We start from the raw sequence: 16,494 nt of genomic DNA on the forward strand, positions 1-16,494 counted from the left end.
GAGCTGAGCTGAGCTGAGCTGGGCGTTGCCGGGGTGAGCTGGGCTTTTGGGGTGGGGAGGGAGCTTCATGGCTTGTTACCGGGCGGTTTCGGAAAAGTGAAATCGGGGCGTTCGGGCGCTTGACCTTCGCCACATTCCGACCTAACCTGTTGTTCAATTATCGATACATGTTGTGCGATAAAAGTAAATCCGCAGGTGAAAATGTCGAGGTGGTCGCGATGGTGATGAGCAGTGAGACGTCGACCTGTCCCGTGACCGGGGCGTCGTCCGCTCCCCGGTGCCCGGTGACGGGCGCCGTGTCGGAGCGCGCCGCCGCCTTCGACCCGTTCGGCGACGCCTACCAGGCCGACCCGCCCGCGTCGCTGCGCTGGTCCCGCGACGAGGAGCCCGTCTTCTACAACCCGGAGCTCGGCTACTGGGTCGTCACCCGCTACGAGGACGTCAAGGCCGTCTTCCGGGACAACCTCCTGTTCTCGCCGTCGATCGCGCTGGAGAAGATCACGCCCGTCTGCGACGAGGCGACCGAGGTCCTCGCGTCCTACGACTACGCGATGAACCGCACACTGGTCAATGAGGACGAACCGGAGCACATGCCGCGCCGCCGCGCCCTCATGGACCCGTTCACTCCGAAGGAACTCGCCCGGCACGAACCGATGGTGCGTCGGCTGACCCGCGAGTACGTCGACCGCTTCGTCGACTCCGGCCACGCGGACCTCGTCGACGACATGTTCTGGGAGGTCACGCTCACCGTCGCGCTGCACTTCCTCGGGGTGCCGGAGGAGGACGTCGACACCCTGCGGCGCTTCTCGATCGCGCACACCGTCAACACGTGGGGCCGCCCGTCCAGGGACCAGCAGGTCGCCGTCGCCGAATCCGTCGGCAAGTTCTGGCAGTTCGCGGGCACCGTCGTCGACAAGCTCAAAGCCGACCCGTCCGGCGACGGTTGGATGCCTTACAGCATCCGCCTTCAGAAGGACATGCCGGACGTCATCACCGACTCCTACCTGCACTCGATGATGATGGCGGGCATCGTCGCGGCCCACGAGACGACGGCCAACGCCGCCGCGAACGCCGTCAAAGTCCTCATGGAGAACCGCCAGGCGTGGGCCGAACTGTGCGCCGACGAGTCGCTCATTCCCAACGCCGTCGAGGAATGCCTGCGGCACAACGGTTCCGTCGCCGCGTGGCGACGGCTTGTCACGGCCGACACCCAGATCGGCGGCGTCGCAGTCCCCAAGGGAGCGAAGCTCCTGATCGTGAACTCCTCCGCGAACCGCGACGACCGGCACTTCGACGACGCCGACGCGTTCGACATCCGTCGCGACAACGCCGTCGACCACCTCACCTTCGGCTACGGCAGCCACCAGTGCATGGGCAAGAACCTCGCCCGCATGGAGCTGCGCGTCTTCCTCGAAGAACTGACCACCCGACTGCCGCACCTCGAACTCGTTCCCGACCAGCGCGTCACCTACCTGCCGAACACGTCGTTCCGCGGCCCCGAACACCTTCTCGTGCAATGGGACCCGGCAGCCAACCCCGAGCGCCGCGATCCATCCATTCTCGACAAGGCACGCCCGGCCCTGCACATCGGCGCGCCGACGAAGCGGACGATCACCCGTCCCGTCAACGTGACCGCGATCGAGCCGCTCGGCGGCGACATCCTCGCCGTCGAACTGTCCGATGGCAACGGACGGCCGCTGCCGCGCTGGTCGCCAGGGGCGCACGTCGACCTCGAACTCGGCGACCTGTCCCGGCAGTACTCCCTCTGCGGCGACCCGGAACGGCGCGACGTCTACCGGCTCGCCGTCCTGCGCGAACCGGACGGCCGCGGTGGTTCCCGGTATGTCCACGAACGACTCGCACTCGGCGACACCCTGCGGATGCGCGGCCCCCGCAACCACTTCCGGCTCGACCCCGACGCCCCGCACTACGTGCTCGTCGCGGGCGGCATCGGCATCACCCCGATCATCGCCATGGCCGACCACCTCGCCGCGATCGGCGCCAGCTACGAGCTGCGGTACTGCCGCCGCGATGCTTCCTCCACCGCGTTCGTGGACCGCGTGACCCGCGACCACGGCGCGCACCTGACCGTCCACACCAGCACCGAGGGCACCCGCCTCGACGTCTCGACCCTGCTCGACGGCGCCCCCAACGGAACCCGGGTGTACGCGTGCGGTCCGCAACGGCTCCTCGACGCGCTCGAAGCGAGTGCCGCCGACTGGCCTGAAGAGACACTCCACGTCGAACACTTCACGACGACGCGGACGGAACTCGACCCCGCCGTCGAGCACTCCTTCGACCTCGAACTGGCCGACTCGGGGTTGACGATCCCGGTCGCCCCCGACGAGACCGTCCTCTCCGCGTTGCGCTCGCGAGGAATCGACGTCGCCAGCGACTGCGAGGAGGGTCTGTGCGGATCGTGCGAGGTGACCGTCCTCGACGGCGCCGTCGACCACCGCGACGTCGTCCTCACCAACGCCGAGCGCGCGTCGAACACCGTCATGATGACGTGCTGTTCCCGCGCCACCGGCACCCGGCTGACCCTCGGCCTGTAGCCCCCACACCTGATGTCCCCGAAAGGAACCCGAATGGCCGCCACGACGCGTGCGACAGCACCCGGCGCCCCGACCTCCCGCCGCGACTTCCGTCGCGTCCTCGCCGGCAGCATGGCCGGCGCGGTCCTGGAGTGGTACGACTTCGCGATCTACGGCATCCTCGCCGCGACCGTCCTCGGGCCGCTCTTCTTCCCCGGCGACAGCGCGATCGTGAAGCTGTTGCTCGCGCTCGCCACCCAGGGCCTCGGTTTCGTCGCCCGCCCGCTCGGCGGGATCGTCTTCGGTCACCTGGGTGACAAGTTCGGTCGCAAACCGATGCTGGTGGCGACGTTCACCCTGTTGGGCGTCTCGACCGCCGCTATCGGTCTACTCCCGACATACGGCCAGATCGGCATCACCGCGACCTTCCTCCTCGTCGGATTGCGCATGGTGCAGGGCTTCGCGCTCGGCGGCGAGTTCGGCGCGGCCGTGCTCATGGTCAGCGAGTACGGCGAACCGAAGCGGCGCGGTTTCTGGACGTCGTGGCCGCAGGCCGGCGCTCCCCTGGGGACGGTGCTGGCGACGCTGGTCGTCACCACCATCACGTTCCTGTTCCCCGGCAACGCCTTCGACGAGTGGGGTTGGCGGGTCGCGTTCCTGGTCGCGTTGCCTCTGCTTGCGGTCGGCTTCTGGATCCGGCGCAGTGTCGAGGAGTCCCCGGTGTTCCGCGCCGCTCAGGAGAGCGCGGCCAAGGCGGAGCGGTCGAAGCCGCAGCGTAAGCGGTCCAGTGTGGTCGAGGCGTTGTCGAACCCGCTGCCCGTCCTGCGCGGCATCGGCATGCGGCTCGGCGAGAACATCGCCTTCTACATCTACACGGTCTTCGTCATCGCCTACGCGACGACCTATTTCGACTACGACCGTGGGGCCGTCGTGCTCGCGGTGACCTTCGGGTCGATCGCGCAGTTCCTGGGCATGATCGGCGGCGGCGCGTGGTCGGACCGGGTGGGCCGCAAGGTCGCGATGCTCGTGCCGGCGGTGATCCTCGTGGTGTGGGCGCCGGCGTTCTTCTGGCTCGTGCAGACGGAGAGCCTGCCGATGCTGTGGATCGGTGTCTGTGTCGGAGCGTTCTTCCACGGCATGCTCGCGGGTACGGAGGCCGCCTGGATCACGGAGTTGTTCCCGACGCGGTACCGGTACGCGGGCTCGTCGCTGGTGTTCCAGGGCTCGTCGATCATCGCGGGCGCGCCCGCCCCGTTCATCGCCGTGTGGCTCATCGAGAACTACGGCGTCGGCACCGTCATCGGCTATCTCGTGGTGACGATGGTGATCACGGTCTTCGCGGTCGCGGTCAGCAGGGAGACCAAGGGGGTGGACCTCGACGCGCTCTAGTTCCGTCTCTCGGAGCCCACGGCCGTTAATGGTCCGCAACAGACAGTACAAAGGAGACATACGATGGCGTACTATCGTTCCGTCGGTTCGATTCCACCGAAGCGGCACACCCAGCACCGCAAACCCGACGGTGGGCTCTACTACGAGGAGCTGATGGGGGAGGAGGGCTTCTCCTCCGACTCGTCGCTGCTCTACCACCGGCACATCCCGTCGGCGATCGTCGACGCGCGGCCGTGGGCGGTCCCGGATCAGTCGACGGTGCCGAACCATCCGTTGGCTCCTCGTCACCTGCGCCTGCACGACCTGTTCGCGGCCGACGCGGCGGGCGTCGACGCCGTGACCGGTCGGCGGCTCGTACTCGGCAACGCCGACGTTCGACTCTCCTATGTCGTCGCGACCGAGCCGTCTCCGCTGTACCGCAACGCCTCCGGGGACGAGCTCGTCTACGTCGAGGCGGGCACGGCGCGGGTGGAGACCGTGTTCGGGGCGCTCGACGTCGGTCCGGGTGACTACGTGTTGTTGCCCGCCTCGACGACGCACCGGTGGGTGCCGACAGGAGACGCCCCGCTGCGCGCCTACGCGATCGAGGCGTCCTCGCACATCACCCCTCCGAAGCGCTTCCTGTCGCGGTACGGCCAGCTCCTGGAGCACGCCCCCTACTGTGAGCGGGATCTGCGCGGCCCGTCCGAGCCGTTGCTGGAGGACGGTGTGGACGTCGAGGTCCTCGTCAAACACCGCGTTCGGGGCGAGATCGCGGGGACGCGGCTCGTCTACCCGAACCATCCGTTCGACGTGGTCGGTTGGGACGGTTGCCTGTACCCGTACGTGTTCAGCGTCCACGACTACGAGCCGATCACGGGCCGCGTGCATCAGCCGCCGCCCGCGCACCAGGTCTTCGAGGGGCACAACTTCGTCGTGTGCAACTTCGTACCGCGCAAAGTGGACTACCATCCGCTCGCCATCCCCGTCCCGTACTATCACTCCAATGTCGACTCTGATGAGGTGATGTTCTACTGCGGCGGAGATTACGAGGCCCGCAAGGGTTCCGGTATCGGCCAGGGCTCGATCTCGCTGCATCCCGGCGGGCACGCCCACGGCCCCCAGCCGGGCGCGTACGAACGCAGCATCGGCGCCGAGTACTTCGACGAACTCGCCGTCATGGTCGACACCTTCCGGCCCCTCGACCTCGGTGAGGGCGGGCGCTCCTGCGAGGACCCGGAGTACGCGTGGACCTGGGCGGGTCGACGCGCATGACGACCCTTCCCGCGTTCGTCCGAGGGCTGTGCGACGACGCCGCGATCTTCCCGCCGGGACTCAAACCCCTGCCGCGCGCCGTCGTCGACCACCGTGGGCACCGTGCCGCGTCCTATCGCGACGCGATCGGGCCGCTCGTGCTCACCGTCGACGACCTGGAGTCCTTGGCGCCGTTGATAGACGGCTCGTCGCTCGACGTCATCGTGACGGCGCCGGGCGGACCGGAGACCCTGGCGGCGGGGCTCGAACGCGCGCGAGCGCTGCCGGTGACCGTCGTCGCCGTCGAGGTCGCGTTGCCGTCGAACACGTCGGTGGCGTCCGCGATCGACGTCCTCTCCACAGTCGACGTCGGAACGGCGACCGTCTACATCGAGATACCGCGCGACGCCCGCCGCGCCGAGGCGATCGCCGCGTGCGTCGCCACCGGGTATCGCGCGAAGTTCCGCACCGGCGGTGTTCGGCCGGAACTGCACCCCGACGCGGCGGAACTCGCCGTCGGCATCGCGTCCGTCGTCGCCGCCGGTGTTCCGTTCAAGGCCACCGCCGGTCTGCACCACGCCGTCCGCAACACCGATCCCGAGACCGGCCACGAACAGCACGGCTTCCTCAACGTCCTCCTGGCGACGGACGCGGCACTGCGCGGCGTCGACGTGGAGGCGATCACGGCGATTCTCGACGACCGGGACGCCGAACGCGTCGCGGCGACCGTCGCCGCCTTGGACGACGACCGGATCGCCGCCGCCCGTTCGAACTTCGTCTCGTTCGGCACCTGCGACGTCGTCGATCCGCTCACGGAGCTCGCGGCGCTCGGGCTCCTGACGGTCGGCCCGTTAGCCGACGGGTCGGCCTCGCAATGGTGGGAGGCATGCCTTTGCCGACAACGAAAGGCGGCCCCTCGTCGGCCGCCGCCTGGACCGCCGCCTGGACGCCCCGGGGGCGGGCCCAACCGATTCATTCCCGAAAGGACCAACCCGGTGACCGTCATCGACATCCCCGCCGATTCGCCGTACGGCTTGGCGAACCTCCCCTACGGCGTGTACTCGGCGCCCGGTGCCGCACCGCGAGTCGGTGTCCGCGTCGGTGACCACGTCGTCGACCTGGCCGGGCTGCTCGCCGACGACGTGTTCGCGCGGCCGTCGCTCAACCCGTTCATGGCACGGGGACGCGACTTCTGGGACGAGACCCGGACCCGACTGACCGCCGCGCTCGCGGAGGACGTCCCCGAGCAGTACGTCCACAGTGTGTCTACTGTGATCATGCTGCTGCCGATCGAGGTGGCCGACTACGTCGACTTCTACGCCTCGGAACAACACGCGACGAACCTCGGGCGACTGTTCCGCCCCGGATCGCCCCCGCTGATGCCGAACTGGAAGCACCTCCCCGTCGGCTACCACGGGCGTGCCGGAACGGTCGTCGTCTCCGGCACCGACATCGTCCGCCCGATCGGGCAACGCAAGGCCCCCGACGAGTCGACCCCGACCGTCGGCCCCTCGCGCCGGCTCGACATCGAGGCCGAACTCGGATTCATCGTCGGCACCGGGTCCCCGCTCGGTTCCCCCATCGCCGCCGACGACATCGCCGAACACGTCTTCGGCGCCGTGCTCGTCAACGACTGGTCCGCCCGCGACATCCAGGCATGGGAGTACGTCCCCCTCGGCCCGTTCCTCGGGAAGAGCTTCGCGACGTCCGTCTCCCCGTGGGTCGTGCCGCTCGCCGCACTCGACGCCGCGCGCGTTCCCACCCCACCACAGGAACCGACGCCCCTGCCGTACCTGATCCACTCACAACCGTGGGGATTGGACATCGACCTCGCCGTCGAATGGAATGGTCAGATCGTCTCGCGCCCACCATATCGGGACATGTACTGGTCCCCGGCGCAGATGCTGGCGCACATGACGATCAACGGAGCCACGAGCCGCACCGGCGACCTGTACGCGTCCGGGACGATCTCCGGCGCGGCCCGAGACCAACGCGGCGCGTTCATCGAGTTGACCTGGGGCGGAACCGAACCCGTCACCGTCAACGGCGAAGCCCGAACCTTCCTCGAAGACGGCGACACGGTGACGATCACCGCGACGGCACCCGGCCTCGACGGCGGTCGGATCGGCTTCGGCGAGGTCACCGGGAGGATCCTCTCGTCCCGCTGAACCGAGACCGGAACCACAACCACTGAATGTGGACATTCGGTCGAGGCGGCGGCATCGTCGTCGTGGCACGGTATCCGTGACACGGTGAAGGAGTTGCCGCCATGACGGACGAAACGCCGCGCCTGCGGGCGCGGCAACGGGACATCATCTTCGGCTCGATCAACGCGACGGTCTGCTACGCGGGCATGGCCGCGACGTTGACCGCCGACATCGGACGGCCGCTCGCGCTGGGCCCCGTCGCAACGGTGGCGCTCGCCGTCATCTCGCTCGACAACAAGCTCAATCGCAAGAGCGGCCTCGGATTCATGACACCATCGTGTGCCTGATCCACGGCGTGGCGCTGTTCGCGATCCCCGTGGAGGCACTGTTCACCGACGCCCGGTTCGGGCCCCCGTGGCTCGCGTGGATCCTCGCGAGCGCGGCGACGGCGAGCGCCGCGTTCTGCGTCGTCCGTTCGGTGTCGTTGTCGTCGCTCATGGAGAGATCGACGTCGCGACGCTGACCGGCGCTTGCGCGCACGTGGCACCGTGTCTGGCGTCGAGAGGATGAGCCATGGACGACGACGCGAGGTACTGGGCCGCGCTGCGCGACGCCGCGTTCGCCGCGACGAACGCGGCGATCCTGCACGCGGGGATGTGCGTCGTGGCGTTCGGCGAGGTATGGCAGCCGACGATGTGGCTGTTCGGGATACCGGCGGCGATGTTGTGGGGCGTCCGATACCGCCGAGATCGGTCCGGTCCGGGCCTCGTCACAGCGTATTTTGTCGTCTGTGGACTGTCCATTATCATCGTTCTCTTCGCTGTCACGGCCCCGCTCACTCCCGATTTCGGTTCCGGGCACGTGATGTGGGCGCTCAGCCTCGGTGTGTCGATCGCCGCCGTGCTCTGCCTGGTCCGCACCGTCCGGCTGATCGCGATACTGGTGCGAAGCGACCGAGGCTGACCGCGGCAGGCCCCATTTGGACGGCGTGTTCGAAAACCCGATCCGCCCCCGTGTCAACGCCGACCGCTCTGGGGCCCGTTATGCCCGTGACCGCCTCAGAAAGCAGAGCCCATGAACAGAGACAGCGAACAGGACTATCGCGAGTTCGTGAACTCGAGGCTGCAACGCCTCGCGTCGTTCGCCTTCGCGCAGTGCCGTGACTGGCATCAGGCGGAGGACATCGTCCAACGCTCCCTCGTCCGGTTGTATCGCAAGTGGACGAAGGTCGCGCACACCAATCCCGACGCCTACGTGCGCCGGATCATCGTCAACCTGCTGCACGACGACCGAAGAACGGGCTGGTTCCGTCGCGAACGCGTCGCCGAGGTGCTGCCCGACCGCCACAGTCACGATCCGAGCGACCAGACGGCGAGCCGACTCTCGGTCCTGACGGCGCTCGCCCAGTTGCCACCGAGGCAACGGCAGGCCGTCCTGTTGCGGCACTGGGAGGACATGTCGGTGCAGGACACGGCGATCGTCATGGGCTGTTCCGAGGGAACGGTCAAGACACAGACCTCTCGTGGCCTGAAGGCGCTCACCGTTCTGCTAGAGGACGCGGCGATCGAGGAACTGAAAGGAATACACGCATGACCAAGGACTTGAAGGCACGGATCGACGGGGAGGTGACTCGCCCGGGCGGTGTCATCGTCGATCTCGACGGCATGATCCATCGGGAACGTCGACGGCGGGGGCTCCTCGTCGGCGGCTCGGTCGCGGGAGTCGTAGCGGGCGTCCTCGGCATCGCCTTGGTGGCCACGGCGCTCGGACCAGGAACGGGCGAGACGGACGTTCCCGCTGGACCCAGCATTCGCGATGACCACCAGACCGATCTCGGAGTGGACGATCGGGGTCCACACTGGGAGGTCCTCGACTTCGGGATGCCGCCGTATCCATCCATTGACGACTATACGAGCGCGTTCTGGAACACCTTCGACGCCAACCACCCCGACATCGAAATCGACTGGAGGATTCGCGAGGGCGATGCCGGTGACGGTGAAGGTGAAGGTGACGAAAACGACGACGGTGACGACAACGCGCGTCCGCACTGGGGCGAACCGGTCTTCACCCCCATCAATCAGGTCTTCATGGACGAGAGTGGGGCCGAAACCGACCAACGTGTCGTGTACGAGCTCATCCAGGTGCGTGGGGAACCGAACGTGGCGATGCACGCCGGTCCTGTCCAGATCCGGACCGACGGGATCTACGAGGAGTTCGAGGCGAACGCATACGGTCCCGGCACGTACGCACTGGACGATGTAGATCTGTTGCGGTGCGGGTTCTACGACACCGAGTACTGGGTCGAGGAATGCACCGTCTCCGAGGCCGACGCGCCGAGCGGTGAGACGTACTACGTCGTCGAGCGGGAGAAGAACTTCCTGGAGATGAACGCGATCGCGGAGCGCACTTTGCAGGTCATCCTCGTGCGTGACGACGGTTCGGCGGTGACCTTCTCCGCCACGATCCACGACGAGGTCGGCTGGTCCGAGAAACCTGATGCGGACGCGCATGTCGGTGACAAGACGACGCGTTTGGACGCGGATGACATGCTCGCGCTCCTCGAAGCGTTGCCGACGACGCCGATCGAGTAGTTCGGACGCCGATGATCACCCAGTGGGAGGCAGGGTGATCATCGGCGCGCCTGAATGGGATCGGTGGTGGCCGTGAAGTAGCACGATTCGCGTCAGGCCGTCCTCAATGATCATTCGCGAACCGGTTCGACCGCCAAGCTGCGACAACGCGTTGAGCAACCGCCATCGGTCGATAGTGGATGATCGATCTCAGGATGAGACGGCAGTCAGCTCCACGATGGAGGCGACGATGTCCTCGTGGCGATCGCGGATGTCGCTCACGCCGAACCGCGCATAGTGCCTGACGAACACCTCCGTCGATCGTACGTGCAGCACCGAGACGATCGTGTCCTCGTATTCGGCGCCGCACACGGTGGTCCCGTCGACGTCTCTCTCCCGCGTGTCGATGACACAGAGCGAGGGCGACGCCGCCGATGGCGAGGAGTGGGCTGACGGCATTCCTATTCGGATCGAGGGCGGGCATTCCCCAATGGTGAGTAGCACAGGCGAATTCGCTCGGAACGAGACATTGTGGTTGGTAGTCGTCGATGTGCTGGCGTGGCTCAGGGCGCGGAGTCGATCAGATCGATGGCGGCGGCCGTCAGATCGGTGTGGGCGCCGGTCAGATCCCGTCCGTCATCGGCGAGGAACACGAACTCGAAGTACGTCGACCGCAGCTCGAAACCCACCACGGAGTGCGCCACCAAGCCCGGTCCACTGTCCGTCACGCACACCGCCACGTCGTCGACCGTGGTGGCCGTTGACACCCCCGGTGGGGCACCGGCGCAGATGTCGCGAACCGCAGGATCGACGGGAATCAGATCCGGGACGACGGCGGCCCACGCGAACCTCACCTCGACCTCCTCGCCGTCAATCGTGACGCGATATTCGCAGTACTGATCGCCGATGTTCGGTCCGCTCGACGCGTCACCCGTCTTCGACAGCGATCCGCGGAGATCCACACAGATCGCCGCCATCTCCGACGCGGCCGGGGCGATCCGGTCCAACACCGGGTCCTCCGCCGCAGGTGGCCGCATCGTCCACTCCGAACCATCACCGACCGATGGCTCGTAGAACGCCGGGCTCGACGGATACGGAGAGATCGCGCCGCCCGTGCCCAACGCCAACGTGGCGAGTACGACGACGGCGGGCATCATGACGGGAGCCGCCGGTGCCGCGGGTACTCCGCCGACGAGCCTCAGGACGATGTGGGCTCGCCACAATCGGTGTGCCCCAAGCCACCCGGCCCCGGCGGCTGTCACCAGCAACCCCATGCCCAGCACGGTCCCCTGCCACCGCAACTGCCACAGATCCCGGACCTGACCGCTATTCCCATTGAGGACGGCCACGGTGGACTCGGTGACCTCACGGACGAGCGTCTCAAGCTGCTCGCGTTCGCCGGGCGTGACCGCGACGGCCGGATCGAAGATCCCGCCCACGGTGATCCGCTGGCCGGGTGCGGCGAACTCGGCCTCGAACCCCGGATCGTATTCCTTGAGGTGGACACAGTGCTCGGTGACGAAATCCGCGTCGACGAGCGGCGGTTCCGGCGTCACCGCCGGGCCGACGCACGGATGCGCCGCGGCACGCATGCTCGGGGTTCCGCTTCGCAACGCCTCGCGTGCACCGATGACGTCGGCGGAGATGTCGACGGCGACCGTTCGGGCGGGAAGGCCGCCTTCCGGGACAAGCTCCGTTGTCGCCGTGCACACGTCGTTGGCCTCGTCGTACTCGACGTCGCCGCTGAGCGGTGACAACGCCGGGCACAGCGTTTCGACGGGGACCGGTTCCATCGCGACCAAACTGTCGGCCGCGAGCCGCCACGCGTAGAACGGCCCGAGCACCATCCAGATGGCGAACAGCCCGCCCGCGAAGGCGACCAGACTCGAGCCGTCGCCGTGGTCGTGGGGGTGAATACGCATGTCGACACCGTAGCGATCCCCGGCCAGCCCTTCGAGATCCGAACGGGCACCATAACGCCGGGCACAACGGTTGCGGCCGGCGAGGTTCCGCGTGGGCGACAGTCAGATTCCGCGACCGCGCCGATGCAGGAAACCCATCACGGTGGGCACCTTCACGAGGCCGAGCGCGGCGGCGGCGCCGATCATCGCGCGCGGCTCCCTCCACTGCGACTGCGAGGCGAGACGCGCCCACCGCAGGGCCCCTCGGCGATCGCCGATCGCGGCGTGCCAACACGACAGTTGCCCGTAGACGCGGGCCGCGCCGATCGGGCTGCCGTGCAACTCCGGATGCTGATCGAGCATCCATCGCAGCGACGAGATCTTCGTGTCGTAACGCGTCTCGAAGAACGATCCACCCCAATGGACGTTCGTATAGGGCGTGTCGACATGGACGATCGGCGCTCGCCTGGCCGCCCGCAGCAGCAGATCCCAGTCCTCGTTCTGGCTTCCCGGGGCGTCCTCGGCGACGAGCCCGAGCCCACCCAACAGCGCCGTCCGTCGAATCAGGAACGTGGACGCGTGCACCATCATCATGCGCGAGCGCAACAGGTCGACCTGTCGGATGATCCTTCGCCCCGCCGTCCGTGGGGTCACTCGACCCTGGAACAGGACGTTGATCGCGCACGTCACCATCTCCGAGTCGGCGCCGAGCGCGGCGACCTGCGCGGTGAGCTTGCCGGGCAGCCACACGTCGTCGTCGTCGCAGAACGCGACCAGATCTGTGTCCAGGGCGGTGATTCCCGTGTTGCGCGCGCCCGCCAGGCCCGGTGTCCGACTGTTCTTGACGACCCGGACCGGGTGTTCGTCGGCACTTTCGAGACTCGTGTCGGGCTTGGCGCGGTCGAACACGACGACCGTCTCGACGTACCCCGGATAGGCCTGCGCTCGGATGGCCGCGAGGGTGGCACGCAGCTGTTCCGGCCGGTGGTGCGTCGGGACCACGACCCCGATCGATGGCCAGTCACTCATGGCGAACTCCTATGGGGATAGTGACGTCGTCGGTGGGCTGAGCGGCCGGGACGGCGATCCCGCCGTCGCGGTACCCGTACCTGCGCAGCAGCGGACGAGTCAAAGTAGATACCAGCCGACGGCGCGATGCCGGGAGGTTCGTCCTCCACGCGTTGTCGTGTCGCAACGCCACGCGCCCGACCGTGAACCGCATCGGATTGCCCGCCGCCGAATGGCTCGGCCCCAGGTCCGCGTAGTCGTCGCCGATGAACCGGAGGTGGTCCTCCTCGACGGGGTGCTTCATCCACCGGGCGAGCCGGGCGACCATCGCGCGCGGGTTCGCCATCAACTCCTCGTACCGCACTCGCCGCACCGGGACGCCGCGCCGCCGCAGCAGACCGAAGGCGGCGTTCTGCGCGTTCCACAGCATCGCGGCGCGCGCGGGGGAATAACGCGTCATCTCGTCCCCGTCGGACGATTCGGGGCGGCGGACGCGTTTCGTCCACGAGTACGCGACGCCGCGCGAATCCCGTACGACGTGCATCACCCGCAAATCGATCCGTTCACTCCACCTTAGACAGTAGGCGAGGGAGGCGTGCTTCGACGAGTCGATGACGATCCGCGCACCCGCGTCCCGCGCCGCCGCCGTGTACAGCTTCTCGTAGTAACCGCAGTACTCGGCGACGAGCGCGGCGTGCGGTTCCCTCAGGTGCCGGGCCGCCAAGGTCGGGATGAACCTGGTCCGGTCGACCGTGCTCGCCAACTCCGCGATCCGATCCAGATCGACGCCGTCCCAACCCCCGAACGCCGACTTCCCGACCCGCTGCCAGAACTCGCACGAGGAGAACACCGACCCGCAGGCGCAGCTCTCGTCGTCGCGCGCGTCGCGCTCCCACAGGTGGGCGACCTCCCCGAGCGGCAAGGTCTTGGGAAGCTGACCGAGCAACCGCTCCAGGAGGGTCGTTCCGCTGCGGCCCAACCCGCCGATGAAGACAACCCTGGTACGTGTGTCCGAATCAGACATGTTTCGCCCCCCGTCGACGATCCTCATCTGTATAACCGGTTCAGGTACCCGAAAGGACACGCCCAAAGCCGCGCGGACTTGGGAAAAGACAAGGGAAGCGCCGAAATGACCACCTTCGGTGGTGGTTGCCACTAGCGTCGACCCGCGTGAACATGATTACAACTGTTGGTGAAGCGACCGTGACGCCACCGCGTCCCCGGATCGCGCTCGGCGGGCTCGCGTTCGACCCGCTGACCGGTCCCGAAGTCGTGAGCCACGTCCGACGGTGCCTCGCCGACGGCCGTGGGGGGCGCATCGTCACCCCCAATGTGGACATTCTGCGTCAGGTCCGCCGAGACCCCGACGCCCGCCGCCACGTCGCCGACTCCGATCTGATCGTCGCCGACGGCGCGCCCCTGGTGTGGGCGTCCCGGCTCGAAGGCAGCAGCCTTCCCGAACGGGTCGCGGGAAGCGACCTCATCTGGAGCCTGTCGCACGCCGCCGCGGCCGACGGGCGCCGCGTCTACCTCATCGGCGGCGCCCCGGGCGGTGATCGGGCGACCGCCGCCATCGCGGGTGACCGGCTCGCCGCGACCTGCGCCGGCCTGCACGTCGCGGGGGCGTGCAGCCCACCGATCGGCTTCGACCGCGACACCGACACGATGGACATGCTCGTCGCCGACCTGCGCGTCAGCGACGCCGACATCGTCTTCGTCGGTCTCGGTTTCCCCAAACAGGAACGACTCATCGAAAGGCTCTCTCGGCGACTGCCGTCCGCGTGGTTCCTCGGATGCGGCGCCGCCATCGACTTCGTGGCGGGCATCCGGAACCGGGCACCCGTGTGGATGCAACGCGGTGGCGTGGAATGGCTGCACCGCTTGGCATCCGAGCCGCGCCGACTGTTCTCCCGGTACGCCCAGGACGTTCCCGTCGCGGCGGGTCTGCTCGTCCGCTGCGGACTCCGAGGCCTTCGCCGCTGACGCTCGAACGCGGCGCGCCACCGGGCCGACCGTCGGACCGTGACCCGGCCCAGTCTTAACCGGCCGATCGCGCGTCGTGGACGACGACCAGCGTGGGGGTACCCCTCCCCCGGAACGACGGAGCGAAACCGATCGGCCCGGCCCGAACGCGCCGGGCCCGCCTCAGAGAACCGGTTGACGCGGACGCACCCGGCGAGGCCGTCGGCGTCGGGCGATGTACACGACGTCCGTCGCGTACCGCGCCAGCCAGCGCCGCCGAGACACCAGATCATCCAGCCCCGGAGCGACCCAGGAGAGCGGCGCCCGCTCGTAACAACCTCGCGTCAGCATCGTGAAACCCTGCCGCGCCACCACCTCGAAGCCATGCCGCCCGAGCAGACCCACCACGTCGGAGTGCCTCAGCTCCGCGAACCACTCCGGATCCGTCCGACCGAAGAGCGCCCGCAGATGCCGCAGCGACGAGGCGCTGCCGTGGTTCTCGCAGATGAGCAGCCCGGCCGCCGTGTCCGGCAGCATGCCCGCCGCGAAGTCCAACGCCCGATCACGGACCGGCTCGGACGCGTTGAGCAGCAACCGGAACATCGTCACGACGGCGGGACGCTCGTCGCTCGTCGGCAACGGCCCCGTCTCCGAGACGACATGCAGCCGCCCCGGTGTGCCCAGATCCCGCGCCTTGTCCAGCATCGCCTCCGAGGTGTCGTAGCCGTGTGCCGCCGCCACCACCCCGTCCAGCATCCGCATCGCGCGGCCCGTCCCGCACGCGAAATCGTGCTGGACCGGTGGCGTCGCGAACGCCTGAGCGACGAAACCGCGCAACCACTGCTCCTGGCGCGCCGACACGACCGAGGAGAACGACCCCTCCGCGTACACCTCCTCCGCGTACTTGTTGACCGCGTCCGGGTCGCGGAATACCTCGGTGTAATCGGTGCGCATCGGTTCCCATCCTCACGTAGTTGCCGGTCTTATCAAGGTCGCTCGGAAACGCCAGGCGGTCGCCAGATAGCAGCCGACGGCCGCCATCACCGACACGACGAGCGCGGTCGAGCCAAAGCTCTCCCCGGCCAACGGCGGCACCACGAAACAGGCCGCCGCGAGCGCCATCGCCCGCGTCGTCGACCGTCCGAACGGGTGCAAACCAAAGGTGAAAGCCAACTGGCACAAGGGGATCAGGTTGTTGACGGCCAGCGCGGCCGTCCAGCCGATCGCCGCGCCGAGGATGCCCCAACGCGGAATCAACAGCAGATCGATCGTGACGTTCACGGCGAGCGCGGCGCACACGTTGTAGAGCTGCCAACTGGTCCGGCCCGCCATCGACAGCACCATGTCGACGACGCCACAGCCGCTCGACAGGACCATCCCCGCCGCCAGCACCCACACGACCGCGACCGCGTCGTCCCCTGTGTACTCGGGGCCGAACAGCCCCAGATAGAACGGCGCCGCGACCGCCGTCGTCAGGAACAGCGGCCAGGTCGCCAGGACGATCCACGCGGTCGTCGTCTGGTAGAGCGCCCGAGCCGTCGCGTAGTCACCGCGCCCCATGCAGGTCGCCAGGCGGGGTTGCGCGGCAGTCCCGATCGCGCCGGTCGCCAACTGCCCGAGCGTGACGAACCGGGTGGCCACGGTGTACACGGCGGCCTCGGCGAAACCGAGCAGGCTCGCCACCAGCAGGATGTCGAGACGTTGGAGCGCCAGCTGAGCGACTCCCGCGAGCGCTCGCGGCCAGGTGTAG

The 16,494-nt window shown here is 68.0% G+C and carries 16 protein-coding genes; 10 read left to right on the forward strand and 6 right to left on the reverse strand.

The annotated features are described in order from the left end of the window. Positions 1–224: 224 nt before the first annotated feature. The 9 genes from ACM9NP_RS23030 (at position 225) to ACM9NP_RS23070 (ending at position 9,894) form a co-directional block, all read left to right on the forward strand. Positions 225–2,555: a cytochrome P450/oxidoreductase gene (locus tag ACM9NP_RS23030; RefSeq protein ID WP_415648861.1), complete on the forward strand. Its 2,331-nt coding sequence runs from the start codon at positions 225–227 to the stop codon at positions 2,553–2,555. A gap of 33 nt (positions 2,556–2,588) precedes the next feature. After that, complete coding sequence (locus ACM9NP_RS23035) at positions 2,589–3,923, forward strand: MFS transporter (protein WP_415648862.1); 1,335 nt, start codon at positions 2,589–2,591, stop codon at positions 3,921–3,923. 63 nt (positions 3,924–3,986) lie between these two features. Next, the gene (locus ACM9NP_RS23040; RefSeq protein ID WP_415648863.1) at positions 3,987–5,177 is read left to right on the forward strand and encodes a homogentisate 1,2-dioxygenase; all 1,191 of its coding nucleotides are present in this window, start codon (positions 3,987–3,989) and stop codon (positions 5,175–5,177) included. Between the two features lie 974 nt (positions 5,178–6,151). Next, on the forward strand, positions 6,152–7,324 hold the full coding sequence (gene fahA / locus ACM9NP_RS23045; protein WP_415648875.1) for a fumarylacetoacetase: 1,173 nt from the start codon (positions 6,152–6,154) through the stop codon (positions 7,322–7,324). A gap of 101 nt (positions 7,325–7,425) precedes the next feature. Beyond that, complete coding sequence (locus tag ACM9NP_RS23050; RefSeq protein WP_415648864.1) at positions 7,426–7,650, forward strand: hypothetical protein; 225 nt, start codon at positions 7,426–7,428, stop codon at positions 7,648–7,650. Beyond that, a complete protein-coding gene (locus ACM9NP_RS23055) occupies positions 7,641–7,826 on the forward strand; it encodes a hypothetical protein (protein ID WP_415648865.1) in 186 nt (61 codons plus the stop codon). Before ACM9NP_RS23050 ends, ACM9NP_RS23055 begins: the two co-directional genes overlap by 10 nt. A gap of 50 nt (positions 7,827–7,876) precedes the next feature. Next, positions 7,877–8,266 carry a hypothetical protein gene (locus ACM9NP_RS23060; RefSeq protein ID WP_415648866.1) on the forward strand — a complete coding sequence of 130 codons (390 nt, stop codon included), beginning with the start codon at positions 7,877–7,879 and terminating at the stop codon, positions 8,264–8,266. Positions 8,267–8,377: 111 nt separating this feature from the next. Continuing rightward, complete coding sequence (locus ACM9NP_RS23065) at positions 8,378–8,896, forward strand: SigE family RNA polymerase sigma factor (RefSeq protein WP_415648867.1); 519 nt, start codon at positions 8,378–8,380, stop codon at positions 8,894–8,896. Beyond that, a complete protein-coding gene (locus tag ACM9NP_RS23070) occupies positions 8,893–9,894 on the forward strand; it encodes a hypothetical protein (protein WP_415648868.1) in 1,002 nt (333 codons plus the stop codon). Before ACM9NP_RS23065 ends, ACM9NP_RS23070 begins: the two co-directional genes overlap by 4 nt. A gap of 189 nt (positions 9,895–10,083) precedes the next feature. On the opposite strand, the gene ACM9NP_RS23075 is transcribed toward ACM9NP_RS23070, so the two are convergent. The 4 genes from ACM9NP_RS23075 to ACM9NP_RS23090 form a co-directional block, all read right to left on the reverse strand. Next, positions 10,084–10,209, reverse strand: coding sequence for a hypothetical protein (locus tag ACM9NP_RS23075; protein WP_415648869.1), 126 nt, complete (start codon positions 10,207–10,209; stop codon positions 10,084–10,086). Positions 10,210–10,436: 227 nt separating this feature from the next. Further along, a complete protein-coding gene (locus ACM9NP_RS23080) occupies positions 10,437–11,795 on the reverse strand; it encodes a hypothetical protein (protein ID WP_415648870.1) in 1,359 nt (452 codons plus the stop codon). A gap of 102 nt (positions 11,796–11,897) precedes the next feature. Then, on the reverse strand, positions 11,898–12,803 hold the full coding sequence (locus tag ACM9NP_RS23085; RefSeq protein WP_415648871.1) for a glycosyltransferase family 2 protein: 906 nt from the start codon (positions 12,801–12,803) through the stop codon (positions 11,898–11,900). Beyond that, a complete protein-coding gene (locus ACM9NP_RS23090) occupies positions 12,796–13,806 on the reverse strand; it encodes a sulfotransferase (RefSeq protein ID WP_415648872.1) in 1,011 nt (336 codons plus the stop codon). Before ACM9NP_RS23090 ends, ACM9NP_RS23085 begins: the two co-directional genes overlap by 8 nt. A gap of 152 nt (positions 13,807–13,958) precedes the next feature. Between ACM9NP_RS23090 and ACM9NP_RS23095 the strand changes: the two genes are divergently transcribed. After that, a complete protein-coding gene (locus ACM9NP_RS23095) occupies positions 13,959–14,765 on the forward strand; it encodes a WecB/TagA/CpsF family glycosyltransferase (RefSeq protein ID WP_415648876.1) in 807 nt (268 codons plus the stop codon). Positions 14,766–14,927: 162 nt separating this feature from the next. Here the strand turns inward: ACM9NP_RS23095 and ACM9NP_RS23100 are convergent, their stop codons facing one another. Beyond that, positions 14,928–15,698 carry a class I SAM-dependent methyltransferase gene (locus ACM9NP_RS23100; RefSeq protein WP_415648873.1) on the reverse strand — a complete coding sequence of 257 codons (771 nt, stop codon included), beginning with the start codon at positions 15,696–15,698 and terminating at the stop codon, positions 14,928–14,930. A 12-nt stretch (positions 15,699–15,710) separates the two neighbouring features. Then, positions 15,711–16,494: MATE family efflux transporter (locus tag ACM9NP_RS23105; RefSeq protein ID WP_415648874.1), on the reverse strand; the 784-nt coding region annotated here is incomplete at its 5' end.

Source organism: Stackebrandtia soli (assembly GCF_965137155.1).
Classification (GTDB): domain Bacteria; phylum Actinomycetota; class Actinomycetes; order Mycobacteriales; family Micromonosporaceae; genus Stackebrandtia; species Stackebrandtia soli.

Excerpts from the sequence above, each read along its gene's own strand:
- ACM9NP_RS23050 (WP_415648864.1), top strand. The coding sequence starts at position 7,426 with ATGACGGACGAAACGCCGCGCCTGCGGGCGCGGCAACGGGACATCATC.
- ACM9NP_RS23065 (WP_415648867.1), top strand. The coding sequence starts at position 8,378 with ATGAACAGAGACAGCGAACAGGACTATCGCGAGTTCGTGAACTCGAGG.
- ACM9NP_RS23060 (WP_415648866.1), top strand. The coding sequence starts at position 7,877 with ATGGACGACGACGCGAGGTACTGGGCCGCGCTGCGCGACGCCGCGTTC.
- ACM9NP_RS23085 (WP_415648871.1), bottom strand. The coding sequence starts at position 12,803 with ATGAGTGACTGGCCATCGATCGGGGTCGTGGTCCCGACGCACCACCGG.
- ACM9NP_RS23100 (WP_415648873.1), bottom strand. The coding sequence starts at position 15,698 with ATGCGCACCGATTACACCGAGGTATTCCGCGACCCGGACGCGGTCAAC.
- ACM9NP_RS23030 (WP_415648861.1), top strand. The coding sequence starts at position 225 with ATGAGCAGTGAGACGTCGACCTGTCCCGTGACCGGGGCGTCGTCCGCT.
- ACM9NP_RS23080 (WP_415648870.1), bottom strand. The coding sequence starts at position 11,795 with ATGCGTATTCACCCCCACGACCACGGCGACGGCTCGAGTCTGGTCGCC.
- ACM9NP_RS23035 (WP_415648862.1), top strand. The coding sequence starts at position 2,589 with ATGGCCGCCACGACGCGTGCGACAGCACCCGGCGCCCCGACCTCCCGC.
- ACM9NP_RS23040 (WP_415648863.1), top strand. The coding sequence starts at position 3,987 with ATGGCGTACTATCGTTCCGTCGGTTCGATTCCACCGAAGCGGCACACC.
- ACM9NP_RS23095 (WP_415648876.1), top strand. The coding sequence starts at position 13,959 with ATGATTACAACTGTTGGTGAAGCGACCGTGACGCCACCGCGTCCCCGG.
- ACM9NP_RS23070 (WP_415648868.1), top strand. The coding sequence starts at position 8,893 with ATGACCAAGGACTTGAAGGCACGGATCGACGGGGAGGTGACTCGCCCG.
- ACM9NP_RS23090 (WP_415648872.1), bottom strand. The coding sequence starts at position 13,806 with ATGTCTGATTCGGACACACGTACCAGGGTTGTCTTCATCGGCGGGTTG.